This window comes from Paenibacillus sp. J5, from assembly GCF_054955055.1.
This window is the reverse complement of sequence record NZ_JBUEDD010000011.1, coordinates 74418-99194: the sequence shown is the minus strand read 5'-3', so window position 1 is coordinate 99194 and position 24777 is coordinate 74418. Positions and strand designations below refer to the sequence as shown.

19 protein-coding genes are annotated in these 24777 nt (G+C 52.6%); 11 read left to right on the top strand and 8 right to left on the bottom strand.

What is annotated here, in order from left to right; genetic code table 11:
- Nucleotides 1-19: 19 nt before the first annotated feature.
- A complete protein-coding gene (locus tag ACY1JZ_RS19740; protein WP_462630636.1) occupies nt 20-793 on the bottom strand; it encodes an exodeoxyribonuclease III in 774 nt (257 codons plus the stop codon).
- A gap of 259 nt (nt 794-1052) precedes the next feature.
- On the opposite strand from ACY1JZ_RS19740, the gene ACY1JZ_RS19735 reads away from it, so the two are divergent.
- The 6 genes from ACY1JZ_RS19735 (at nt 1053) to bglB (ending at nt 8781) form a co-directional block, all read left to right on the top strand.
- Nucleotides 1053-1916: an AraC family transcriptional regulator gene (locus ACY1JZ_RS19735; protein ID WP_462630635.1), complete on the top strand. Its 864-nt coding sequence runs from the start codon at nt 1053-1055 to the stop codon at nt 1914-1916.
- A gap of 27 nt (nt 1917-1943) precedes the next feature.
- Nucleotides 1944-3242 carry an ABC transporter substrate-binding protein gene (locus tag ACY1JZ_RS19730; RefSeq protein ID WP_462630634.1) on the top strand — a complete coding sequence of 433 codons (1299 nt, stop codon included), beginning with the start codon at nt 1944-1946 and terminating at the stop codon, nt 3240-3242.
- A gap of 186 nt (nt 3243-3428) precedes the next feature.
- Nucleotides 3429-4304, top strand: a complete 876-nt coding sequence (locus tag ACY1JZ_RS19725; protein WP_462630735.1) for a carbohydrate ABC transporter permease — start codon at nt 3429-3431, stop codon at nt 4302-4304.
- Nucleotides 4301-5116 carry a carbohydrate ABC transporter permease gene (locus tag ACY1JZ_RS19720; RefSeq protein ID WP_462630633.1) on the top strand — a complete coding sequence of 272 codons (816 nt, stop codon included), beginning with the start codon at nt 4301-4303 and terminating at the stop codon, nt 5114-5116. Before ACY1JZ_RS19725 ends, ACY1JZ_RS19720 begins: the two co-directional genes overlap by 4 nt.
- An 8-nt stretch (nt 5117-5124) precedes the next feature.
- Nucleotides 5125-7671, top strand: a complete 2547-nt coding sequence (locus ACY1JZ_RS19715) for a hypothetical protein (RefSeq protein ID WP_462630632.1) — start codon at nt 5125-5127, stop codon at nt 7669-7671.
- Between the two features lie 30 nt (nt 7672-7701).
- Nucleotides 7702-8781 carry a beta-galactosidase BglB gene (gene bglB, locus ACY1JZ_RS19710; protein ID WP_462630734.1) on the top strand — a complete coding sequence of 360 codons (1080 nt, stop codon included), beginning with the start codon at nt 7702-7704 and terminating at the stop codon, nt 8779-8781.
- 174 nt (nt 8782-8955) lie between these two features.
- On the opposite strand, the gene ACY1JZ_RS19705 is transcribed toward bglB, so the two are convergent.
- The 3 genes from ACY1JZ_RS19705 to ACY1JZ_RS19695 form a co-directional block, all read right to left on the bottom strand.
- Complete coding sequence (locus ACY1JZ_RS19705) at nt 8956-9558, bottom strand: hypothetical protein (protein ID WP_462630631.1); 603 nt, start codon at nt 9556-9558, stop codon at nt 8956-8958.
- A gap of 165 nt (nt 9559-9723) precedes the next feature.
- Nucleotides 9724-10158, bottom strand: coding sequence for a hypothetical protein (locus ACY1JZ_RS19700; protein ID WP_462630630.1), 435 nt, complete (start codon nt 10156-10158; stop codon nt 9724-9726).
- 107 nt (nt 10159-10265) lie between these two features.
- A complete protein-coding gene (locus ACY1JZ_RS19695; protein WP_462630629.1) occupies nt 10266-10733 on the bottom strand; it encodes a hypothetical protein in 468 nt (155 codons plus the stop codon).
- 557 nt (nt 10734-11290) lie between these two features.
- On the opposite strand from ACY1JZ_RS19695, the gene ACY1JZ_RS19690 reads away from it, so the two are divergent.
- Nucleotides 11291-11677 (top strand): hypothetical protein, encoded by a 387-nt coding sequence (locus ACY1JZ_RS19690; RefSeq protein ID WP_270167325.1) that lies wholly within the window; start codon nt 11291-11293, stop codon nt 11675-11677.
- Between the two features lie 128 nt (nt 11678-11805).
- Nucleotides 11806-15414, top strand: coding sequence for an S-layer homology domain-containing protein (locus ACY1JZ_RS19685; RefSeq protein ID WP_462630628.1), 3609 nt, complete (start codon nt 11806-11808; stop codon nt 15412-15414).
- A 447-nt stretch (nt 15415-15861) separates the two neighbouring features.
- Here ACY1JZ_RS19685 and ACY1JZ_RS19680 read toward each other — a convergent pair whose 3' ends face one another.
- The 4 genes from ACY1JZ_RS19680 to ACY1JZ_RS19665 all read right to left on the bottom strand — a co-directional run bounded on the left by ACY1JZ_RS19680 (nt 15862) and on the right by ACY1JZ_RS19665 (nt 21517).
- Nucleotides 15862-16413, bottom strand: a complete 552-nt coding sequence (locus tag ACY1JZ_RS19680; RefSeq protein ID WP_270167327.1) for a DoxX family membrane protein — start codon at nt 16411-16413, stop codon at nt 15862-15864.
- A 237-nt stretch (nt 16414-16650) separates the two neighbouring features.
- On the bottom strand, nt 16651-18027 hold the full coding sequence (gene gdhA, locus ACY1JZ_RS19675; RefSeq protein ID WP_270167328.1) for an NADP-specific glutamate dehydrogenase: 1377 nt from the start codon (nt 18025-18027) through the stop codon (nt 16651-16653).
- A gap of 683 nt (nt 18028-18710) precedes the next feature.
- Nucleotides 18711-20321, bottom strand: a complete 1611-nt coding sequence (locus ACY1JZ_RS19670) for an alkaline phosphatase (RefSeq protein ID WP_442954938.1) — start codon at nt 20319-20321, stop codon at nt 18711-18713.
- 212 nt (nt 20322-20533) lie between these two features.
- Nucleotides 20534-21517, bottom strand: a complete 984-nt coding sequence (locus ACY1JZ_RS19665; RefSeq protein WP_270167331.1) for a diaminopimelate dehydrogenase — start codon at nt 21515-21517, stop codon at nt 20534-20536.
- A 314-nt stretch (nt 21518-21831) separates the two neighbouring features.
- Between ACY1JZ_RS19665 and ACY1JZ_RS19660 the strand changes: the two genes are divergently transcribed.
- The 3 genes from ACY1JZ_RS19660 to ACY1JZ_RS19650 all read left to right on the top strand — a co-directional run bounded on the left by ACY1JZ_RS19660 (nt 21832) and on the right by ACY1JZ_RS19650 (nt 24703).
- Nucleotides 21832-22869 carry an ABC transporter substrate-binding protein gene (locus ACY1JZ_RS19660; protein ID WP_270167333.1) on the top strand — a complete coding sequence of 346 codons (1038 nt, stop codon included), beginning with the start codon at nt 21832-21834 and terminating at the stop codon, nt 22867-22869.
- A 125-nt stretch (nt 22870-22994) separates the two neighbouring features.
- Nucleotides 22995-23909, top strand: coding sequence for an ABC transporter permease (locus tag ACY1JZ_RS19655; RefSeq protein ID WP_462630627.1), 915 nt, complete (start codon nt 22995-22997; stop codon nt 23907-23909).
- On the top strand, nt 23909-24703 hold the full coding sequence (locus ACY1JZ_RS19650; RefSeq protein ID WP_462630626.1) for an ABC transporter ATP-binding protein: 795 nt from the start codon (nt 23909-23911) through the stop codon (nt 24701-24703). The genes ACY1JZ_RS19655 and ACY1JZ_RS19650 overlap by 1 nt, the downstream gene beginning before the upstream one ends.
- Nucleotides 24704-24777: the final 74 nt, after the last annotated feature.

Below are 24777 nucleotides of genomic sequence, written 5' to 3'. Positions count from 1 at the left end.
CCGGATGCCTTTGTTGTGCCTAGACCCCCCTTAGAACTTCATCTGCCAGCTCCAGCGTAATCGGACAATGGTCGCTCCCCATAATATGCGCGTCGATGCCTGCCGATTGCAAGAACGGAGCGAGGCGCTCAGATAGTAGAAAATAATCGATCCGCCAGCCAATATTCCTCTCCCGTACCTTCGGCATGAAGGACCACCAGGTATAGGCGTCTGCCTGCTCCGGGTGCAGATAGCGGAATGTGTCGATAAATCCGGCATTCAGCAGCTCGGTCATCTTGCCCCGCTCCTCTGTGGTGAAGCCGGAGTTGCCATGATTGGACTTGGCATTGCGAATATCGATCTCCTGATGCGCGACATTCAAGTCGCCGCAGAGTATAACGGGCTTCCGTTCATCCAACTGCTTCACATAGCTGCGGAAGCGCTCCTCCCATTCCAGCCGCAGCTCCAGCCGCGACAGATCCCGCCGAGCGTTCGGCGTATAGACGTTCACCATATAGAAGTGCTCGAATTCGAGCGTAATGATCCTTCCCTCCTCCTCGCTGTCTTGCTCCAGCCCGTACCAGACAGATAACGGCTTGATTCGCGTGAAGATCGCTGTGCCGGAATACCCCTTCTTGACTGCATAATTCCAGTACATCTCGTATTCTGCAGCCAGCTCCATACAGATCTGTCCCTCTTGAAGCTTGGATTCCTGGATGCAGAACAGATCGGCGTCCACCGACTGGAAGTAATCGTAGAATCCTTTATTCACGCAGGCGCGCAGGCCGTTGACATTCCATGATGCAAGCTTCATATGTTCGCTCTCCCTAGTTCATTTATCCTATTATTATATACCGAAATTGCAAGTGAAACCTATTCAATCTTGCTCGTTCTTATCCATTATTGCGGTATTATAGAAATTTTGCAGAGAACACGGACAGCAAGATATGTTAAACATAAGACAATTTTCATGCTTTTATTCTACGAAATCTATGCTATTATCGTAATAAAGCGTTTACATTAATAGATCAAAAGCTTGTGACAAAAATCATGTGATTTGGGAGGAGGCGCACATGTCGTATAATGCTCATTATCCTACCAATAGGGCATTAAAGCAGGAACGAATCTACATTCGTTATCAAGTATCTGAATGGCAGAACAGTTGGCCACTCCATACACATGATGGTTATGAGATTTATTTTTTTCTGCAGGGCAACGCCAACTTTGTGATTGGCAATGAAATCTACGTGTTGCAGCCGGGGGATATGCTGTTGTTCAGCGGCGATGTGCTCCATCGTCCTAATCCGGCGAAGGATCAGCCGTATATACGAAGCTATGTCAATTTTACAGCAGACTATATTCAGGAAATGGCGGGGGATGATCTTCATGTGAAGCTGTTGAATTTGTTTGCGCACCCCAACGGACTACTTCTGCGGTGGGATGAGCATAGTAAGGAGGAATTGGACAGTCATTTTGCCACCATGTATAGCGAACGGGAAAAGGGGGCAGCCGGACATGAATTCATGCTGCAAAGCCTGATGGTTCAACTGCTGCTCAAAATATACCGCAAGTCCAAGGATGTCTACTCGCTGCTTACGGCTCCGGCACAATCACAGAAGGAATCCAATGTAAGCCGTATCCTGATGTATCTCAATCAGAACTACAGGAGCACGATTTCGCTGGAAGAGCTGTCCGCAGCGATGCATCTGAACAAATATTATATGTGTCACTGCTTCAAGGAAGTAACAGGCATATCGATCAACAACTATGTTACCCGCAAACGGATCGATGAAGCGAAGAAGCTGCTCAAGCTCTCCGATAAGTCCGTTGGGATGATGTCCGAACAGCTCGGATTCAGCAACCCGGTTCACTTCAGTCGGATGTTCAAGCAATATGCCGGCGTATCTCCTCAGATGTATCGCAAGACGCATCGGTAATTCTAATGTTGAAGGAGCATGATCTCAATGAGAAAAATTATTCCAACCCCAGTGCTTGCAGCAGTTCTCATCCTCTTGATGGTTTTCGTAACCGCTTGCGGCTCCAGTCCTGCCAAGCAGGAGTCAGCCTCAGGCTCGAAGGAGTCAGGCAAACAGGTTACGCTTGATTTTCTGTGGTTCTCCGACGGTGTGGAAGGCGATGTCATCAAGAAGCTGATCAAGGAATATGAAGGCGCCACACCGAATGTGAAAATCAATCTGATCGAGGTTGCATTCAAGGACCTCAACACGAAGCTGAAAACGATGATCAGCGGTGGCAGCCCGCCAGCTCTAGCCAGAATGACCGACACAGGCGGCTTCGCCAAGCAAGCGCTTGATCTGACGCCTTATGTGGGCTCGGCGGAGGAATTCACAGGGCAGTTCATGGATTCGATCCAGCCCTATTATGTAACGGACGGCAAGATTATTGCAGCACCGATGGATGTGACAGCCAATGGGCTGCTCTATAACAAGACCTTGTTCGACAAGGCAGGCGTATCCGTGCCGACAGACCCGAACAATGTATGGACATGGGACGAATTCGAGGCATCGCTGCGTCAGGTAATGGATAAGGGCGGCGCTAAGTACGGTCTTGTATGGGATGTAACCCCTCACCGCTGGTCGACGCTGCTCTATCAGTTCGGCGGCAGCATGATTAGTGCAGACGGAACGAAGGCGGCAATCAACAGTGCGGAAGGCGTGCAAGCGCTCGATTACTTCAACAAGCTTCACAAGGACGGGATTATGCCAGCATCGGTGTGGCTGGGCAGCGAGAACCCGAACAATCTGTTCCGTTCCGGTACAGTAGCGGCTCACCTGGCAGGCAACTGGATGCTGAGCAATTACAAGGACATTACGGCTTTTGAGTGGGGCGTTGCTTATATGCCGAAGGGCAAGATTCGTTCCTCCGTTCCTGGCGGGAAGTATCTGATGGCGTTCCAGGGAAGCAAGGTGGAGAAGGAAGCGGCTGAATTTATTAAGTGGGCGACATCCAAGGACATTAATGGCCGTTACAATCAGGAATCGCTCTTTATTAGCCCGCGCAAGGACAATGATAAGCTCGATTATGCGTTCGGCAAGGAGATGTTCGAGGTGTTCGCTAATGAACTGGCCAATACCCCGCCACTTGCTGCTAACGACTGGTCGCGTCAGACGGTTATCCCTAAGTTCTCAACTGACCTGAAGGACAATATCGTAAGCGTGCTGTTCGATAAGAAGACCTCGCAGGAAGCGCTGGATGAGACCGCAAAGCTGATCGACAAAGCGCTTGCCGATGCCGAGAAATAAGCGTCCATCTGGGACGTTAACAATGAAGAAGGGCAAGAGGATTGAATGAGGCAGGTAGCGGGAGAGGGGTGCCAGGCAAGCTGGCGTCCCGCTCCCTGCCACCTGGCCACTAGCCCATAGCAACAGAAAGGAGAGGAAAGGGTGTCTCAGACTATAACCAGCTCCAAGAGCAATCCACGTTCCTCGATGGGCAGGGACAGACTTAGACGCATGCTGGCGCCATATCTGTTTCTTTTGCCTAATCTTGTCATCTTCACGACCTTTATTGCCATCCCGGCAGTTGTCGGGTTCATCTACTCATTTTATGAGTATGACGGACTCAATGAGATGGAGTTTCTAGGCTTACAGAATTACATGGATGTGCTCAGCAATAGCGAGTTCTGGGCGGCTCTTGGCCGTTCCGGCCTGTATGCAGCTCTTGTCGTACCTGGAATCTACGTATTGGCGCTTGGCATTGCAATGCTTCTGATTCGCGAAGTCAGGCTGAAGGGGCTCTTCCGGGCCAGTATTTATTGGCCGACCATGATTTCTTATATTATCGTAGGTTTAACCTGGAAATGGATCTTCGGCGACACCTTCGGCATCTTGAATTATATGCTGACGTCGATCGGCCTGGAGCCGGTAGCATGGCTAACCGATCCATTCTATGCGAACCTGTCGGTTATCATTGCGACCTTATGGTCGAGGGTCGGGTTCTTCATGGTTATTTTCATTGCGGGTCTGCAATCGATCCCGGTTGATCTATACGAAGCGTCCAATCTGGACGGCGCATCGAAATGGCGGACCTTCTGGAGCATTACATTGCCGATGCTGAAGCCGACCAGTGTGCTGGTGCTGATGGTATCATTGATCGATGCTGTCAAGGCCTACCCGCTGATGTATGCGTTGACTGGGGGCGGCCCGGGCAAGGAAACCACGTATGTAGTGCAATACATTTATGAGATCGGCTTTACGAAGCAAGAGCTGGGCATGGCCAGCGCCATGTCCGTCATCCTGTTCGTCATTATCGGGGTGTTCTCGGCCTTGCAATTCCGTCTTGCCAAGGGAGGAGGCTCCGAATGAGCAAAGCAAAGCTAGGTACTTATGCATTACTGGTGTTGCTGTCGCTGGTATGGTTATTTCCAGTGCTATGGACGGTGCTGTCCTCCTTCAAGAATAATACGGAGCTGTACAGCTTTCCGCCGGCCTTTCTGCCCGAAGTATTCTCGCTGGAGCATTTCGTGACGGCCTTTGAGAAGGGCAACTTCGGCACCTACTTCATGAACAGCACGATCGTAACGGTCGTATCCACGCTGTTGCTGGTGCTGATCAATACGATGGCCGGGTTTGCTCTGGCGAAATACCGCTTCAAGGGGGATACGCTATTTCTGATCGGCTTTATCTCCACGCTGATGATTCCGCTTGAAGTCATTATGATTCCGATCTTCAAGGTCATCTCCTCGCTCGGTCTGTACAACAGCCTGCTGGGCATCATCATTCCGCCGGCTGCCACGCCAACCGGAGTGTTCCTGGTACGCCAGTATCTGCTGTCTGTACCGGATGACCTGCTCGAGGCGGCACGGATCGACGGAGCGGGCGAATGGAAAATCTTCTGGCGTGTCGTGTTGCCGATTGCGAAGCCGATCATTGCCGTATTGGCCATCTTCTCCTTCATGTGGCGTTGGGACGACTTCCTGTGGCCGCTCATTGTCATCAGTGATCCGTCCAAATATACGCTTCAACTGGCGCTGTCCAACTTTATTGGTGAATACAATGTCGACTGGGGCAGCTTGCTGGCGATGTCCACCATTACGATGATTCCTGTGCTCGTGGTCTTCCTTATCTTCCAACGCCACTTCGTACAAGGTATCGCAACATCAGGGATGAAGGGATGATAACTACAATGACGACGAGAGCCAACAAAGGCAACTGTCTTGTCTATACACCGTTGCAGCTGCGGCACCAGGTCATTAACCGCTGGCTGATCAGCGATATTCTGACCCGCAGCGTGCGCTTCGAGCCGATGACGATGGAAGGGGATATTAACGATTGGCTGATCAAGGGCTTCTCGATTCATGAGAACCCATGCCGCAAGGAGTTTGTGGCGGACAGGCGGGCTGCTGCTCCCGAGCTGCCCGCTAACACCCGGCCATTGCCAGGAGAACGGATTGCGCGCTGGGAGAGCGAAGCGTCCTGGGACGTCTACTTTCCGTGGGGCAACTCGCGCGTGGAGAAATCCGGCTTCTATTATGTTCCGACCCACATGCTCCGGTATGCGTCCACGGTGGTCACAAGCCCTGTAGCGCATACAGCGGTATTCCATCTGAAGACCTGTGGCAGCGTGGCGCTGTGGGTGAATGGTCGCCTGGTGAGTGATTTCACTCCGTTCACTCGCAACATCGAACAGCAGACACAGATTGAGATCGAGCTTGCAGCGGGTGATAATCATTTCTTCGTCTGTCACGAGGACCTGGCAGAGCGAGATACGCTGTACCACTATACGCTCGAATATACTGGCTCGGAGCAGCTAGAGATCTGCCTGCCGCTTGCTGATCAGGCGACGGCAGATGAGGTGCTGGCTATGGAGCGCGCGTTGGAGGGGGCTTGCTTCCCTCAGGACAGTGTAACGGACGAGCAGGTTGTGCTGCATTTTGCCGAGCCGTTCAGCAGCCGTATGGCGTTCGATGTGGTGTACAGCAGCTTTTTTGACGGACAGTACACACTGAATCGTGAGCTGGAGGCGGGGCAGCGCGAGCTGGTGCTTGGACATACCGATCATTTCGGCGTCGATTACAAATACTTTGACCTGACCGTTCGTGCGGGCGATGTTACTGTCGGCAAACGGTTCGGCATCGAGGTGCATAACAGCCGCTTCCAGCCTGCCGATAGTGCGGCGTTGACGGTAGCGGAGCGCAAGCAGATCGCACTGCAATGTGTAGCCGAGCTGGGCATCCCGAACATTCATACGGCGATTGCCAAGCTGAAGACAGGCGGCTCGCCGGCAGTGTCGCAGCAGATGATTCGGGATGGTCTTGTGGGCATCCGCGAGCGCAGAGATTGCGCGGACTTTTACCTTATTACTCTATTCCGACTATGGCGTGATTACCGCGATAGCGGGCTGCTGGATGAAGCCTTCTGGGCGGAGGTTAAGGAGACGATCCTTGGCTTCCGGTACTGGATTGACGAGCCAGGCGATGATGTTATGTGGTTCTTCAGCGAGAATCATGCGCTGTTGTTCCATAGCTGCCAGTTGCTGGCGGGACAACTGTTCCCGGGCGACGTGTTCACGAACAGTGGCGAGACGGGGGCTCAGAGACAGGAGAAGGCTGAGCGTCAACTGATCGATTGGTTTGAGCGCTTCCTCGCAGAGGGCTTGGCCGAATGGAATTCCAATGCGTATATCCCGATTGACTTCCTGGGGCTCATCCAGCTCTATGACTTGGCAGAGCTGCCTGTGCTGCGCCAGCGGGCGAAGGAAGCCATGGACCTGCTGTATGCCTATATGACGGCTGAAGCGCATGAGGGCTATCTGACCTCGACGTTTGGCCGCAGCTATGAGAAGGAGCTGATCGGCAATCAGGCTGCCGGGACGACCTCGCTGCTGTGGGCCGGCTATGGGGTAGGCAATGTCAATAGCACCAGCTTCAATGTCTCCGTCTACCTGTCGGAGTATGCGCCGCCAGCGGAATATGGCGAACACACCAAGCTTCGTCCAGAGGAGGAGCTGGAGTTCCGGCTGGAGCAGGGCAAGGACGGATATGCCAAGCTTATGCATTACCGGACGAGCACCTATGCGATGTCCAGCATCGCTGATTTCCGTCCTGGCCTGAAGGGGTATCAGGAGCATGTGCTTCATCTGGCCTTTTCTCCAGTAGCGCAAGTGTGGGTCAATCATCCGGGTGAGTTATTCGCCCATGGAGCGGGGCGTCCGTGCTTCTGGGCAGGCAACGGCTATCTCCCGAAGGTCGGGCAATATAAGGGGCTGGGTGTTCTGTTATTCCAGGTGGATGAGCAGCATGATGCGGATTACACCCATGCGTACTTCCCGGCCTATGCCTTCGAGCGTGTAGAGCGCAAGGACTCCTGGGTATTCGCAGAACGCGATGGCGGCTATGTCGCTCTCTATGCGGCGAACGGGCTGACGTTCACAGAGGAAGGCGTGAACAAGGGGCGTGAGCTGGTATCAGCGGGAAGACAGAATGTATGGCTGATCCGGGCGGCTGACCGCCACGAGTTCAGCTCATTGGAGCAATATATGGACAGTATGCTCGGCATGGCGTGCGACATCTCATCTGAGTCCTTGCAGGTACGGGTGGACGACCCGCTGCTAGGAGAGGTACGCTTCGGCTGGGAGGAGCCTCTGACGGTGAACGGGGAGCTGGTTCAGATCAAGGATTGCGGAGTAGAGGGCAGCCTGGTGCGTCAGGTGAGACAGGGCAGCCAGGTATAGGTAGGGGAAGGAAAGGAGGATGGCTTGAAATTGAAAGCAGACACGATAACAGAGGCGATAGAGCGTGTATCCCATGCGATGAAATCGATGAAAAACGAGGGGATGGATGAGATCTATCCGGTTGGACTGATTGATATTCATCTATGGGAGTGGCCGCAGGGCGTTGGCTTGTATGGGATGTACCAGTATTACCAGGAGACGAAGGATGAGGGAACGCTGCAATTTTTGCAGGAATGGTTCGATGCGAGGATTAGCGAAGGGCTGCCGGAGAAGAATGTCAATACATGCTCTCCGCTGCTGACGCTCATCTCGCTAAGCGAGTTGACCGGCAATCCCGAGTATATCCGCATCTGCGACGAGTGGAGCCGCTGGATTATGGACCCGGAGAACGGACTGATTCGCACTGGGGATCATGCGTTCCAGCATATGATTACAGGCGATCCGAATGACGGGCAGATTCTGATTGATACATTGTTTATGACGGTGCTGTTCCTGGCACGGGCGGGCGTCTACTTCGGTCGGCCGGACTATGTCGAAGAAGCGAAAAAGCAATTCTTGATTCATATTAAATATTTATATGACCGCCCTACAGGCTTGTTCTTCCATGGCTGGGACTTCAACGGAAGGCATAATTACGGCATGGTGCGCTGGGGACGCGGCAACGGCTGGTATACATGCGGCATCGTCGATTTTCTGGATATGGTAGAGCTGGAGAGGGGCATCAAGGACTATCTGCTCGACACGATGCGGAGCCAGGTTCAGGCATTGGCTGAGCTGCAGGCAGAGGATGGCATGTGGCACACGGTGCTGGATGACCCGACCTCTTATGTGGAGACCTCCTGTGCTGCTGCCTTCGGCTATGGCATCCTGAAGGCGGTACGCAGAGGCTATCTGGACCCGGCCTATCTGACAGTCGGCCAGAAGGCGCTGCAGGCCGTGCTGGAGCAGATCGATGTGAATGGTGTGGTGCAGCAGGTATCCTATGGAACGCCTGTGGGGCAGGATGCACAATTCTACAAGGACATTCCGATCTCCCCGATGACCTATGGACAGGCGCTGACATTGCTGATATTAATTGAAGGGCTTCGTCATGCCCGGCAGCCCGTCTAGGACGGGGGGATGACGGCGGGGGCTGGCCAGAAAGCCCCTTTCCCAAGTGTTTTAACCCAAGCTAAACCCCCAAGAATGTTGAATGTACAGCAATCTAGGGGGTTAGCTTTATTGTTTATCAGGCTTAACCCTGACTTTTCGGATAGCTCCCTGTTGTTTCGGGTGTATATTGAACTATGGGATTGAATGATAGATTTTGATGGTGGTTACTTTCCCGTCTTGCACCTCAAATGTCATGGTATTAAATTGATCTGGGTTGGTTCTCTCATAATTGGCCTGATTCGGGTCTTCATCGTTGACTCTTAAATCGGAATAGGCTTCTTGCAATTTCTGTACGGAGTCGCCTACTTCAATTCCATCTGGAGTTGCGAACCCGCTCTTAGACGCAATCATCGTCATGATCCAGAACGATTGCTTGTTTCCTTTTGGGGAGAACAGCTCCAATTCAAGTCCATCGTAGGTCAGCTTTTTGAGTAAGCTTCCGGTGTGGGTGTCAAATTTCATTTCTTCGACACTTTCGCTTAGAGGAGTGCCCAGAATACGGGTCAGATCAACTTGATCGTCCCAATCATGTAGGGCAATTTGTTGATCGCCAATCTTAAAGGCGAATTCGCCAGGGGGATTCTGGTCGTCTGGCGTTTCGGTGATTTCAGTTTGAGCTTGCTCAGTAACATTGACATTATTGTTCGTGGTGACGGGCTGTCCTGTGGGCTGATTATTGCAGCCCAGAATGATGAGGAGACAGATGAAAGCAGGAATACGCCATAGTAGCCTCAAAACAACTCACTCCTATTCATTACCAAGGAAGGTGACCGATCCGGGCAGTTCGAGGACAAGCAATCAAGGAGTAACGGTGTCAGGAAATCGATGGGGCTGACTAATCACGTCGATTTGACTTGTCATCAGCCACTCCCCCTCAATTCCTTGCCGCCATCGTTCGAATTAATCAAATTTCTTGCGCAATTGCTCGAACCCGGCCTTGGACAAGCCATCCTCCGCATCACTGCGGAAGGCCATGCCGAACTTGCTGTCTACGTTGATCACGATCATCTCCACATCGGCATCTCCCTTGAGCAGTACGGCGTCCATCTTGTCGCCTTTCTCTTCATAGTTGATGCTCTTGACTACCTTTGGATTCGGAAATGTATTCGTTGCTTCGTCACCATTCGCCTCGGATGCTTTCAGTCCGAGCTCGAACAACGGTTTCATTTCCTCATGCACATTGTTCTCCACGAATTTCTTGCGTGCTTCCTGATCGCTGCCGTTCACAAATACATGGACATAATCGAGAGCGAGCTGCTCGCTTGCGCTTGTCTTGCCGCCACAACCTGTCAGAACGAGGACAACCATCAGCATAATCATGATGCTCTTCTTCAAGATAACTCCCCCAAATGGATTATATATGGTCATCAGGCCATTCCAACATTATCTCCTAAAATCCACATTTTGTCTACGCAACCAAAAGTCCTGAGTTACTCCTTGTATTATTCAAATTCCCGCTTGAGGGGCTCAAAGCCTGCGATGGACAGCATCGAGCCGCTATAATTATCAAAGCCGAGCGCCGTCTTGCCCTCGATGATCAGCACGATAACCTCCTTGCCACTGTCTCCCTTGAGCCATACCGCTACACCGTTTGCCTCACTCTGCACATCGGTAATGCTCTTATATACCTGAGGGTTGGACAGCGGCAAAGCCTTAATCGGCCCATCTGGCATCTGAGTTTCGGCAGTATAGAGTGGTTGATATTCCTCGTGAACCTGCTCCTTGACATAGGTCATGCGCGCTTCCTCCGATGGCTCGTTCAAAAATTGCTGTACATAATTCATAGCGAGCTGCTCGTTGCTGCCTAGCGAATTGCCTTCTGTATCGTCTGCGCCTGCAGGGCTATTACTGCAAGCCGCCAGCAACAGCAGGAGCATAAGCAGGGTAGGTACCAACATCAATGTTCTCATCTCGGGTCTCCTCTTCGTATCCTGTTCGATATAGACATGATGACACTAAATACCCCACTATTATGTCGAATAAACAGGCTGCTGTCCAATCTGCGCTGGGATAGAAGGAGAATCGGTCGAGACGAGGGGGGAATGCTGCAACGGGGCAATCCATTTATTGCTTTTTCCTATGAATGCTATGCAGTTCCATCAATAAACAAATATATGTATAAAAATACATAAATGGTTGACATGATATAAGGCAGTCTGTAATATATAGGTAGTGATGGCGATGTACACGCTATCCAGTTTCTGAGAGATGGGGAGTTATGTATACCGGTGCATAATGACCAGAACCACAGAAATTTTTTTTGCAACTATATTGATAATGATTATCATTATCTTGATGTCTGTGGGTTGTCCTCTCTATGATGCTAGCCTGAAGGGAGTGAAGGAGCGCAGCGGTTCATGAATCAACGAGAATAGGTAGTAGGCATGCGTTGTATCCACGGTTGAAATTCGCTATGCGATTCAGATGTAAACTACGAAATGATATTCAATAAGGGAGTGTATCTAAAATGACAAGAACATTTAAAAAATCGTTTACGATGTTGATGCTGGTGCTCGTGCTGGCGCTGGCTATGGCTGTGCCTGCGTTTGCTGCTTCGCAATCCTATACGTTCCTGCAACCTGATGGTTCGCCATCCCACGCCTCCGAGTATATTGTAGGTGCCGCAGAAGTCAATGGCGATCAGATCCAAATCACGCTGAGTGGCAACTACTACCCGCAGCTTGTTGTATCCGATAGTGGACAGGTTGCTACGAGATCCGTTGTAGGCGGCAATACCGTATTCACCTTCACTGGCGATGCTAGCGGAGACAATGAGCTGGAGCTTTCCATTCAAATCGTTACACCAGTGTTCACGCACAATGAAGTTCGCACTGTCGTTTTACATTGGCTCTAAGCCAATGGCTTCGTGAGGTGCAGCAGCACCAAAAGAAAAGCGGCCACCCAAGCCGCTTTTCTTTTGGTGCTGCTCATATGAGGTGTCGTGGCTGCAAGATGACTATGATCGCAAGAGGAGTGTGCTCGTTGAAGAAGCATAGAAAACCATCGCTCGCTTTGTTGCTGGCTGTTGTGCTGGCGTTATCATCCGTTGTAGTGCCGCCTGAGCCTGCAGCATCCGCTGCAAAGGTGATCGTGCCGGGAATTTATAACGTCGATTACCAGATTCTAGAGAACAACTCGAGTAAGGAATCGACCGCTCACGGCTTTATGTATGTTAAAGACAGTGGACGACTCATCGTGGAGCAGGACCATGTACGGTTCGAGCATGAGGTTCGCAATAGCAATTATAAGCATTTTGAATATTTGGGGTATCGTCTGCCGGGCAGTCCCAAAGCGCAAATTAACGGGGATGCCAACAACGGCTATACGATTATCGGTCTGAACGGTTATGAGCAGGTTGCTGTTCGTCCCTCCGAGACGAATACGGATCATTCCATTGTGACTTGGGAGCTTGAAGATCCGTTCAACAGGCAGGATATACTCATGCATATCAATTGGAAAGACCCGGGAATGGAATATAACCACTGGTACCATGCGCAGTTGGCGCTGGATACGGCAGGCTTGCCTGTAGTGGAGACGGAGGAGCCTGGAGTCCCGAGCGACGACGCGCTGAAGCAACTGACGGCACAACTGGACGAGGCCCATGCGCTGTATGACGGCACGGTAGCGGGAAGCGGCTTGGGCGAGTACCCGGAGGCGGAGAGAGGGGCGTTCGCCGAAGCGATCGAGCAAGCCAAGGCTGTTATGGCCGCACCAGGCTCCACTGACCGTGTGCTTGAAGCACTGGACCGTCTCAAGGCGGCCATGGAGAGGTATAAGGCTTCCGTCCACTCTGCCGACAAAAGCGCACTGATCGCCCTGTATAATGAGGCGAAGGCATGGCATGAGGCTGCCTCTGCGAAGGTGATTGGAACAGCCGAAGGCCGGGCCAGCTCGCCTTATTCTGTTGCTGCCTCGGGTGAGTATAATATGAATGCCCTTAGCGGGGTCATGACGCAACTGAATGTGGCCAAAACGCTGATCGATAATGTCAAGGCGACTCAGGAAACGGTAGATAAACGAGTGAATACGTTCAAGAATGTATTTTCCCGCTGGAAGGATGCCTACTATGTGGAGACGGAGGCGATCCCAATCTACATCCTGGACTCGTTGGATACGCCAGGGCTGTCGCGTTATGCCGCTGACTTCCGTCCTCAGGCGACGTATATGGAGCTGCACAACAAGACGACGTATCCCATTGCAGACACGCTGCGTGCGAATGTAACCTTCACGACCAAATCTGCACCGCAGGAGGTGGTTAAGTCCTATGCCGAGCTGGATGGTGGATTTACGACAGAGGGGCTGTCCTACGCGCACGAGAGAGATCAGGGGCTTTATGTTGCCCGCAAATCCACGGATCAGGAGCAGGTGTATCAGCTACATGTAGCTGGCACGGGAGTAAACCTCGACACGGAATGGGTCGGCCTCAGCTATGTGAGCTATAAAGTTGGAGAGGAGCAGCGCGAGGTCTATATCAGCTATAATGCGAGTCAACTGGAGGCGCTACAGGAACGATCCGGCCAATTAGCGCATCGTGCTGCTACGGCAAGGGCGCTTCAGGGCAAGGAGCAGGAGCATGCGGCAGCCAAGGAAGCACTGCTGGAGGCGACGCGCGCTGCACAGGAGACGACAGCCAATCTGGCTGCAACCCGTCAGGAGCTGAATGCTGCGGCTGCGGAGCTGCAGGCGGCATGGACGGCGTTCGAGGCGGTGACACAGCCGCAGGTGTACTACTCTGTCGCACATGCATCTGCTGCGGCCTTCTCCACCATGGATCGTTATTTGTTGAAGCCGGCGGAGATCGAGATGCAGGCCGATGGGAATGCGCGAGTGACACTGACGATTGGATCCAGCTCTGTCGTGACTGCATTCAAGATCAAGCAAGGCGAGGGCAAAGAGTACACCGATGCGGAGATCGTTAGTACAAATGAGGCGGACAACACCAGGGTCGTATCCTTTGTAGCAGACGTGAGCCAACTGGTTGCAGCCAAGGTTCGTGTGGTGACGCCTGATCAAAGCGAGGGTCGCGAGTATGACATTCGGTTAAACGTTAATGGTGTGGACAATGAGTCGCTCTCCGCAGCCGTTGCAACTGCTACGATCGAGCTGCGCGATGCCAAACCAGGCGATGAGCTGGGACAGTATTCGGCAGAGGCTGTGGAGGCGTATAGAGCGGTAATCTCCGAAGCGCAGGAAGAGGCCGTCCGTCTGGATGGCTCCGGCGAGCGAAGTGCTGCTCTGCTGCGCAAGCTGCAGGACGCAGGCATCACATTCGCAGCTTCTGTGAACAAGGACTACACGAAGCTTCATGCAGCGATTGCTGCCGCCAAGTCGGCTGTGGCGACGGCAGTAGAAGGAACGAGTGTCGGGCAGTACAGAGAGGGCTCGAGGTCGAGGCTGCAAGCTGCGATTGAGGCGGCTGAGGCCATAGTGGGAGAACACTCGGCAGCGCAAAGCGATGTGGATCAGGCTGCCTTAGAGCTTCAGAAGGCATGGATTACATTCCAGGCATCCAAGCAATTGCGATCGGGCAGCTACACAGCCCAGATGGTCTCTTCTGTGGAGGCCCTGGCTGATTATGTCAAGCCAGCAATCGAGATTGCTGTGGGAACAGAGGGCTACCGTGTTACAATGACGCCACAGCCGGGAGTGACGCTCAAGGAGCTGCGACGTGCAGCTACTGCCAAGACGGATGGATGGGCAAGCATACGGCAGAATGAAGCATCGTCCGTATCGCTGCCGATGTCATTCCAGATTAGTGATTTGAGTGGCGAGTATGAGCTGGTGATGGAGCAGCAGCGTGATGGGAAGACCGTTGAGTGGGTCTATCCGGTACAGTTTGCTTCGATCACCCCCAAGTCCAGCGTATATTATCCAAGCCCTTCTACAGGCGTAATTCATGCTGATGGAGTCGACTCGCCGAGCCCGGACAGCAAGCCGGCAGTGGACAAGGACACAGAGGTGTCCGATAGCGACGTGAAGAGCGGTTCTGTGGAGCCGGGAGAGGGAGGGGTGCAGCCTGAGTCCCCAGGAAGCTCTGTGGGGGCAGGCGCGGCCTTTAGCGACACGGTTGGTCACTGGGCGGAGCCGGAGCTGATGAAGGCGATCGCTCTTGGCATTACGAGCGGTTATGCGGATGGCAGCCTCCGGCCGAACGGGCCGGTGACGCGCGCGGAGTTTGTCACCATGCTGAGCCGAGCATTGCGGCTTGAAGGCGAGCCTGCAGCGGTTCGCTTCGCAGATGCATCCGTCATCCCGGCCTGGGCGCAAGGCCATATCGCCAAGGCTACCGCAGCGGGTCTGGTCAGCGGTTATAGCGATCAGACCTTCAGACCGGACAGTCAGATCAGCCGTGCGGAGCTGGCGGTGCTCATTGCCAGGGCAGCGAAGCTGGAGCTAGGAGGGCTTGCCCTGCCAGGCTTCGCGGATGCGGAGGAGCTGCCGTCATGGGCGCAAGCCGAGATTGCCGCAGTTGCACAGGCGGGACTAATGCAGGGCAAGGGGAAGCAGCGATTCGATGCCCTGACTCCTGCGACCCGCGCCGAAGCGCTGACGATTATTATCAAGTTATTGACGATGCAGACTGGAGAATAGAGCGTCCTTGCGTGTTCAGGCTCAGCATACGCTGAGCCTGAACAGCAATTGGAGAAGCAGGGCAGTGGCATGGAATTTCGTTAGGTCGGTGCCATTGACAATATGCTCTGGATGGTGTAATATAAGATCATCAAGTGATAATGATTATCATAATCAAGAAGAAGGAACCGGCTAGCCGCGCTGCGCTAAGGTATCCTTCCTTGGATTAGATATTCAGAGACTGAGGCCAGCGTTAAGCCCCCCTTACGCTGGCCTCAGTCTCTGAGAGGCGAGGGACAGTCTCCTAGCATGGCATAGGAGCTGTCCCTTGTTGCATGATCGCGCATGCTGTAGTGCAGCGCCACATGGAAAAGCCCTGCCTGTAGCAAGCTGCGTCAGCGCGCAGCCTGCTACGGCAGGGCTTATTCCTTATCATGAAGAGCGAGCTAAAACCTGCTCACTGGCAACTCAGGAGGAATGGGTGGTTGGCTTATCCTTGCTCCATGGTGTGCCAAGAAGCGGCAGCGCCCAGCGGTCAAGACCATACCAACCGGCATTTTTCCAAGCCAGCACGAGCCAGGTCGCCAGAATGAACAGCAGCGGGTTCGTGCTTACAGTACCTGCGAACAGAAAGCTTACATTCATCAGTCCGCCGAAGAAGGCGGCGATGCCGGTCAGCAGTCCCAGGATCAGCCCCAAACCAACCAGTACCTCGCCGAAGGCCACCATATACGAGAAGACCTTGGCATTGGGGATAACAACATTCTCCAGGAAGCTCGCGTACCAGCCGGCAACATCCTTGCCTTCCTCTGCTTTGGCGAGTGCGCCTTTCATAAATCCTTCAATAGCTGTACCTGCATTCTTGCCCGTCCAGGCATCGCTATTGACCTTTTTCCAGCCTGCAGTAATCCACGAGTAGCCCAGATAGAGTCTAACCAGCAGCCAGATCCACCCGGCTTGTGTACTGCTAAAGAGAAACCGCGAGACGGGGTTCTCTGGAATATATACATTCTTCGACATGATGTACAACCTCCCGATATTTATTATGCTCTAAGCTTACCGAAATCATTTTCCACCGACCATGACAAAAGTCATAGCCAGATCGCCCTTTTCCAACATATGGCGCTATGTATTCAATCATGCCTGCATGGAACAGAATTTCACAGCGGTACGCCCGCCCATGGCAGCAACGCCGTCTGCAACAAAGACACCCCCAAACACGCCGCAGGGCGAGTGGGGGTGTCTGTAGGGAGAGAATTAAACGACGCCTTGAGCTACCATTGCGTCAGCAACTTTGATGAAGCCAGCGATGTTGGCGCCGACGACCAGGTTTCCTGGGTAGCCGTATTGCTCAGCAGCCGACACCGAGCCTTGGTAGATGTTCTTCATGATGCTGTGCAGCTTGGCATCGACTTCCTCGAAGGTCCAGGACAGTCTCATGCTGTTTTGCGACATCTCCAGTGCAGAGACGGCTACACCGCCTGCATTGGCTGCTTTCGCAGGCCCGAACAGTACGCCATTGTTCAGGAACACGTCAATTGCGGACAGAGTGGAAGGCATATTCGCTCCTTCACCAATCGCTTTCACGCCATTGGCAACGAGCTTGGAAGCATCCTGCTCATCGATTTCATTTTGTGTAGCGCAAGGCAGCGCAATATCACAAGGGATGGACCAGATATTCTCGCAGCCCTCAGTATAGGTTGCCTCTGGATGCAGCACGACATACTCGCTTATGCGTTTGCGCTCTACTTCCTTCAGTTGCTTCACGGTTTGAAGATTGATGCCGTTCGGGTCGTAGATGTATCCGTTGGAATCGCTGCATGCAACGACTTTAGCGCCGAGCTGCTGCGCTTTTTCAATTGCATAGATAGATACGTTGCCAGAGCCGGAGACCACGACGGTGCTGTCCTGGAAGCTCAGACCTTTGGATTCAAGCATCTCGTTCACGAAGTAGACGCAGCCATAGCCGGTTGCTTCGGTACGGGTCAAGCTGCCGCCATATACGATGCCCTTGCCGGTCAGAACGCCTGCTTCATTCGCGCCGCGGATACGTTTGTACTGGCCGAACATATAGCCGATCTCTCTGGCGCCAACACCGATGTCGCCTGCAGGAACGTCAATATCTTGACCGATGTATTTGCTGAGCTCTGTCATGAAGCTTTGGGTAAAGCGCATAATTTCATTGTCGGATTTGCCCTTAGGATCGAAGTCGGAGCCGCCTTTGCCGCCGCCGATCGGCTGTCCAGTCAGGGAGTTTTTGAAGATTTGCTCAAAGCCGAGGAACTTGATGATGCTGGCGTTAACAGACGGATGGAAGCGGAGGCCGCCCTTGTAAGGTCCGATGGCGCTGTTGAACTGAACACGGAAACCACGGTTGACTTGCACTTTCCCTTTGTCATCTACCCACGGCACGCGGAATGTAATGATGCGCTCCGGCTCTACGATGCGCTCCAGAATGCCATGCTCCATGTATTTCGGATGTTGCTCAAATACGGGCACAAGGGAGTCGAGAATTTCTTTGACTGCTTGATGGAATTCGCTCTCGAATGGATTGCGTTTGATGACCGTGTCGTATACCGATTGTACATATTGTTGTGCAGCAGTTTTGTTTTGCTCAGAAATAACGGTTGTCACTTATCCAACACTCCTTATGGCAGATTATCTCAATGGAATAAGCAGCTTTGCATTAATCGCATGATAATTTGCATTTGTATACACGAATTCTAAACAAAGTTCGTCAGATTCGCCAATAAAAATATTTTTAAGCCCCGATTAAATAAGTCTATCTCAAATAATGGAATGAAATGAACAAATTAGCTCACATGAAACCCGATTCTTCGTGAATTTACCCAAAATATCCAAAGAAATCGACGATTTTAAACATTGTTCATCCATAAAAATCGAGAAAATTGACAGAATATTTTAATTATATGTTAATATTAATTACTCGAAATAATATATAAGTGTACATAATTAGTCATAAAACCTTATAATTATGAGTCAATTTGTTTTCGTATTACAAGTTATATAAACTGACATGCTGCCTGATTCCTCTTCTTTTCTTCCTAAAATTTAAGGTGTTTTAAGTGTTTGGGTATTTTATATGACATATTTGGCTGATAATCTAATCTGCTGGTTGGTTTGAATCAGGGTAATGACAATGAACCTGGGACAACGTATAAAAGCAGTGGAAGAATCCACTGCTTTTACCCAAATTATAATGTCTGATTGAGGCTTTAGGTCATGCTGGTGCTGCACTAGAGGTTAACAGATGTAACATCTGTAGTAGCTAATATTGCTATCAGTCTCCTGAATAATTAAGGAATTAAGTCAATGGCTTGCTGCGGAACGAAGGATTTCTCGCCATTATACACGATGACGCCTTCGAGCTCGAGCTGCTTTCCGTTCAATTCTGCGATGCTGGTATAGACCGGAAGCCGTAGCTTCGTGTCGCCTTTTGTAACAACAATGACCGGATTTTTCGGATCGCTATTGTCCCACTTGATCTCTGCTCCCTTCGCAGCAAAGCCTTCTCTTGCCGGGACGAACAGGCGCTTCGTGACGGCATCCAGGTCAAGGGAGAGCGCATGAGCCATATAGCGGGCGATCTCGGTATTTTCTCTGACACCTGTCCAGCGCTCATCGCCTGGAAGGTAGGTATATAAGGTAACATCCCCGCCCGTATGTCCGCCGGATGTCCAGCCGATTCGTGCGCGGTTGCTAATCATCGGACCGATGACATAGTTCAGGCGTCCAGCGCTTGCCTCCCGAATCGCTTGCACTTCTTCCTGTGTCAGATCAGAGATGCCATAATATTTGGACATGACTTCTTTTACATTCGAACGATCCTCATTCAGCATCGATTCGACACCCTCGCCGGTCAGCTTGGCACGCTTGAGCGGGGCGATGAAGGTAGATAACGGCTCCGTGTCATAGGTTTTCGTCGTATCGCGGTTGCCAATTGTAATACCGCCATTGCCATGATCCGTTGTAGCGATTACGATCGTGTTTTGATCCTTTTTGGCGAAGTCGAGGGCAGTCTTCACCGCATCGTCGAAGGCCAGCACATCACTGATAATGCCGACGGGATCATTGGCATGAGCCGCCCAGTCGACCTTGCTGCCCTCGACCATCAGGAAGAATCCCTGCTCGTTCTTGGACAGCACCTCGATCGCCTTGCTGGTCATCTCGGCCAGACTTGGCTGCTTGGAAGCGTCGCGGTCCATATCGTAGGTCAGGGCTCCGGTGGCGAACAGTCCCCATAGCTTGCCGGAATCGGAGGCCTTCATCTCCGCGGGTGTCGTGACATAATCGTAGCCGGACTGCTCAATCACCTTGAGCAGGTTTTGCTGGTCCTTGCGTCCTTCGGGCATGAAATATTTGCTGCCGCCGCCCAGTACGACATCCAGGCCGTTATACACCTGCTGTTTACTCAAGGCGTCATAATTGCTGCGATCCGGGTAATGGGCGCTGAAGTCGGCAGGGGTGGCATGCATGACCTCCGAGGTGGAGATAATGCCGGTGGATTTCCCTGCAAGTCTTGCCGCTTCTACAATATTAGCCACAGGCTTCTTCTCGTCCCCAGGCTTGATGGGGGCAAGGCCTGGCATATCATTGTTATCGGGCAGCACGCCTACATAGCCTGTGTGCGATTTGTGTCCTGTGGCGAAGGCTGTGCCTGCCGGTGCGGAATCTGCGATGGCTGCATCGGCGGAGTATGTCCGAACCAGACCGCTCGCCATCTCATCGAGCGCGAGTGGCGATCCGCCCTTGTACCAACGGGCAAGTGTCGTTCCATCCTGGCTCATGCCGTCCGGGATCAGCAGGATCACATTCTTGACTGCTGGTGCTGTTGTAGCTGCGAGCGCAGGCCCAGACACGGTGGTCGAGGAGGCCAGCGCGCCGGAGGCGATGGCAAGAGACAGCATTATTTTAACGGTTCTGGTATGGCGTTTCTTCATTGCTTGTAAACCCTCCCATATCATTTGGAATCTTGCTCCCCTATGCTAGCAATCTTCTATTACAGGAGTATCAAGCGAGTGTTATTCGGAAGTAAAGGAGCCGGACAGGGACCAAAATAAAACAAGTCCGCGGCATATAGCCGGGACTTGTTGCCCATCATTTCTATAGAAGAACGGAATTACAGCAGTTCCTTGCGGAGCTGCTCTGGCGATTTGGGAGAGAGATGACCAAAAGGAATGTCGAATACCGTCTTCGCTCCGCGCTGCCCTTCATTGCTCAGACGATATGCGGCGCGTGCATAAGCGACGAGGACACTGGCCGTGAATTCAGGATTGCTCTCCAGCTTCAGACCGAACTCGATAATCTGTTTCGTGCTTTCACCTGTGATGCCGCTGCGAATTACAAAGCCGCCATGCGGCATTGTGCCATGCTCTGCCCGGAGCTGCTCCTCGGATATAAACGTTACTGTCGTGTCATAGTCAGCGAAGTAGTTCGGCATGGAGACGATCGTTTGGCGAATCTCCTCCTCATTGGCTCCCTCTTCAGCGACGACGAAGCAGTTTCTGTGGTGCTTCTCACGTGTTGTCAGCTCAGGCGTCTCGCCGGAGCGGATGCGGTCGATTACCTCTTGTACAGGAACCGTGTATTGGACGCCAGCCTTCACGCCTGGCACGCGGCGGATCGCATCAGAGTGGCCCTGGCTGATGCCTGTGCCCCAGAACGTATAGTCCTTGCCTTGCGGCAGGATGGCTTCAGAGAGCAGGCGGTTGAGAGAGAACAGGCCCGGGTCCCAGCCAGTGGAGATGACGCTCAGCGTGCCGGCCTTCTGAGCTACGGCGTTAACCGCGTCGAAGAACTCAGGGATTTTGGCATGGGTATCGAAGCTGTCTACTGTATTGAACAGAGCGGCTAGCGCAGGTGTCTGTTCAGGCAGGTCCGTAGCCGAGCCGCCGCACAGAATCATAACATCAATCTGTCCTTTGTACTTTTCCGCATGGGCAATATGCTCGAAGCGTGCTTCGCCCCCCTCGGAGACCATGCTTTCAGGCTGACGCCGCGTAAAGATTGCGACCAGCTCGATGTCATCATTTTGGGCGATTGCTTTCTGGACACCCTTGCCCAGATTTCCATAACCGACAATACCGACTCTAATCTTTGACATTGAGATTTCCTCCTAATGTTGTACAAGTCTTTCACCATTATAATGGGAATAACACATCACATCAAATGTAAACTAATGCGAATGCAAAAATAAGGCCTGCCAAGCAGACTAAAAGGGAGCTTGAGGCGCAGCCTCCGCTTCGTTCTGCGACAGCAGCAGGTGCTTGCCGCGGCACTCATTGTGCCAGGGAATGCGCTCGCTAGGACTTGTTGTAAACATTTTCATCTGACACTATAGGTTGAAAACATTGACGCATGTGAACAAGCCCTATAATATTAATCATATGATATGGAAAAGAGAGGGGCTTAATGGTAATGAAGAAAAGAGTTTGGTTCGCGCTCATGTTGTCTGCTGTGCTGGTACTGGCAGGCTGTGGAGCCAAGAATGAAGGCACGACCCCATCGAATGCGAGCACAGGAGGCGGCAGCGGCGCTGCCGATAGCAAAGTATATAAGGTAGCCATCTCACAGATTGTAGAGCACTCCGCGTTGGATGCGACACGTGAGGGCTTCCTTGCTGCTCTGAAGGATGCAGGCATCGAGGGCGATAGCTTAAAGCTGGATTACAATAATGCACAGGGTGACCAGACGAACAACCTGTCGATCGCGCAGAAGGTGGCGAGCGGCTATGATCTGGTGCTCGCGATCGCGACGCCGTCGGCTCAGGCCGTGGTGCAGCATGTGAAGGAGACACCTGTACTGTTCGCCGCAGTAACGGATCCGGTGGATGCCCAGTTGGTATCGAATCTGGATGCACCGGGCGGGAATGTATCGGGCGCTTCCGACACTAATCCTGAGGCGATCAAGCAATTAATGAAGTTCATTGGCGACCAATTCAAGAATGTGAAGAAGGTCGGCATTGTGATTAACCCGGGCGAATCGAATGCTGTCGTCATGGCTGACATTGCCGAGGCAGCTCTGAAGGAGCAAGGCATCGAGCTGGTGCGGGCGGCAGTAACGAACACCTCCGAGGTGCAGCAGGCTGCACAATCGCTCGTTGGCCGTGTCGATGCGCTGTATGTCACGTTGGACAACACAGTCGTTAACGGGATCAGCACGGTAGTTAAGGTTGCCAATGATAACGATCTGCCATTCTTCGCAAGCGATCGTGATACTGTAGAGAATGGAGCCTTCGCTACGGTCGGCTTCAAATATTATGACCATGGCTACCAAGTGGGACAGATGGCTGTCGACATTCTGAAGAATGGCAAAAACCCGGGCGAGATGAAGGTTGAGCTGCCGAACAAGCTGGATCTGATCCTGAGCATGAAGTCAGCTAAGGAGCAGGGAATTGAAGTAACCGACGCCATCAAGGCGCTGGTCAAGGACCCTGCCAACAACATTATAGAATAAGCGAATGTATTAATGATGTACAATGTGGAGTGTTCTTTATATTGAAGCAGGATGCTCCTACTGCATCATGGCTGCCTCGTGACGGGGCAGCCATTTGAGCTTATAGTGACAAAGGAGACAATGGAATGGGACTGATGACTGCAGTTAGCAAGTCTGTCGAGCTTGGCCTCCTCTATGCGTTGATGGCGCTGGGAGTATATATAACCTTCCGGATATTGGACTTCCCTGATCTGACAGTAGACGGCAGCTTTACAACGGGCGGCGCGATCGCTGCGCTCATGATCTCGGGAGGCTCCTCGCCTTGGCTGGCTACACTGTGTGCATTTGCCGGGGGCTTGGCGGCCGGAGCATGCACCGGGCTGCTGCATACGAAGGGCAAAATTAACGGCTTGCTCTCGGGTATTCTGATGATGATTGCACTCTATTCAATTAATATCCGCATTATGGGCAAGCCCAATATTGCAATCCTGAATGCAGAGACAGTATTCACTGGTGTCAATCTGATGGTCATGATGATTGTGGTGGTGGTTGCTGTCAAGCTGCTGCTTGATTTGTTCATGCGTACTGATCTGGGGATGGCGCTGCGCGCTACCGGCGATAATGAGCGGATGATCCGCAGCTTTGGAGCCAACACCGATACCACCAAGGTGATCGGCATCAGCTTGTCCAACGGTCTAGTGGCGCTGTCGGGGGCATTTATCGTGCAGCAGGCAGGCTTCGGTGATGTCAATATGGGCGTGGGGATGATCGTGGTCGGCTTGGCCTCCGTCATTATAGGCGAGGCGATCTTCGGCGCGAGGACGGTGTTCCGCGCTACGCTGGCGGTGCTGCTGGGCTCGATCGTCTATCGTATCGTTATTGCATTAGCACTGCGTGTGGAGTGGCTGGATGCAAGTGATGTGAAGCTCATTACAGCATTGATCGTTATTGTGGCGCTGGTGTTGCCTACCGTGCAGCGATCGGTCAAGCAGAAATCAGTGGCGCGGAGACGCTCGGCAGAGCTGCTCTCCAACTCGCAGCAGAAGGGAGGAAGCCGCTAATGTTGCAGGTGAATAACGTGTCCAAGCTATTTAATCCTGGTACACCGGACGAGAAGATTGCGCTGGTGGGCATTGAGCTGAATCTGAAGCCTGCGGATTTCGTTACAGTGATCGGGAGCAATGGGGCTGGCAAATCGACGCTGATGAATATTATATCTGGCGTGATGAAGCCGGATGCCGGCTCGCTGCACATTGAGGGCAATCCGGTCGCACATCTTCCCGAATACCAGCGGAGCAAGTGGATTGGCCGCGTGTTTCAGGACCCGATGGCGGGTACGGCGCCTCGTATGACCATTGAGGAAAATCTGGCGATGGCTTATTGCCGCGGCCGCTCGCGCGGGCTCAGCCTTGGCATTAACGCGCGCAAGCGCAAGCTGTTCCGCGAGCAGGTGGCCAAGCTAGGAATTGGGCTGGAGAACCGCTTCGGTGCTATGGTGGGTACGCTGTCTGGCGGAGAACGTCAAGCTTTGAGCCTGCTGATGTCCACCTTCACACAGCCGAAGATTCTGCTGCTCGATGAGCATACGGCTGCCCTTGACCCGGCTCGTGCGGAGCTGATTACACGGCTGACAGAATCGATCGTGCGCGAGATGAAGCTGACGACGCTGATGGTCACGCATAACATGGAACAGGCCATTCGCCTCGGCAATCGCCTGATTATGATGGACAAGGGGCGCATCATCCTCGACATCGACGAGAACCGCAAGAAGGATCTTACTGTTGAACGTCTCCTTGGCGAGTTCGAGCAGATCAGCGGCAAGAAGCTCGCGGATGACCGCATCGTGCTCGGTTGAGAAGGTGCGTTGAAAGCCAGTCTGTCTGGTAGTACACCACAAAAGAAGCAAGTCGCATACGGGAGTGTCACCCG

Bases quoted from the DNA above. Each gene is read 5' to 3' on its own strand.
- ACY1JZ_RS19740 (WP_462630636.1), bottom strand. From the start codon at position 793: ATGAAGCTTGCATCATGGAATGTCAACGGCCTGCGCGCCTGCGTGAAT.
- ACY1JZ_RS19735 (WP_462630635.1), top strand. From the start codon at position 1,053: ATGTCGTATAATGCTCATTATCCTACCAATAGGGCATTAAAGCAGGAA.
- ACY1JZ_RS19730 (WP_462630634.1), top strand. From the start codon at position 1,944: ATGAGAAAAATTATTCCAACCCCAGTGCTTGCAGCAGTTCTCATCCTC.
- ACY1JZ_RS19725 (WP_462630735.1), top strand. From the start codon at position 3,429: ATGGGCAGGGACAGACTTAGACGCATGCTGGCGCCATATCTGTTTCTT.
- ACY1JZ_RS19720 (WP_462630633.1), top strand. From the start codon at position 4,301: ATGAGCAAAGCAAAGCTAGGTACTTATGCATTACTGGTGTTGCTGTCG.
- ACY1JZ_RS19715 (WP_462630632.1), top strand. From the start codon at position 5,125: ATGACGACGAGAGCCAACAAAGGCAACTGTCTTGTCTATACACCGTTG.
- ACY1JZ_RS19695 (WP_462630629.1), bottom strand. From the start codon at position 10,733: ATGAGAACATTGATGTTGGTACCTACCCTGCTTATGCTCCTGCTGTTG.
- ACY1JZ_RS19690 (WP_270167325.1), top strand. From the start codon at position 11,291: ATGACAAGAACATTTAAAAAATCGTTTACGATGTTGATGCTGGTGCTC.
- ACY1JZ_RS19680 (WP_270167327.1), bottom strand. From the start codon at position 16,413: ATGTCGAAGAATGTATATATTCCAGAGAACCCCGTCTCGCGGTTTCTC.
- ACY1JZ_RS19670 (WP_442954938.1), bottom strand. From the start codon at position 20,321: ATGCTGTCTCTTGCCATCGCCTCCGGCGCGCTGGCCTCCTCGACCACC.
- ACY1JZ_RS19665 (WP_270167331.1), bottom strand. From the start codon at position 21,517: ATGTCAAAGATTAGAGTCGGTATTGTCGGTTATGGAAATCTGGGCAAG.
- ACY1JZ_RS19660 (WP_270167333.1), top strand. From the start codon at position 21,832: ATGAAGAAAAGAGTTTGGTTCGCGCTCATGTTGTCTGCTGTGCTGGTA.
- ACY1JZ_RS19655 (WP_462630627.1), top strand. From the start codon at position 22,995: ATGGGACTGATGACTGCAGTTAGCAAGTCTGTCGAGCTTGGCCTCCTC.
- ACY1JZ_RS19650 (WP_462630626.1), top strand. From the start codon at position 23,909: ATGTTGCAGGTGAATAACGTGTCCAAGCTATTTAATCCTGGTACACCG.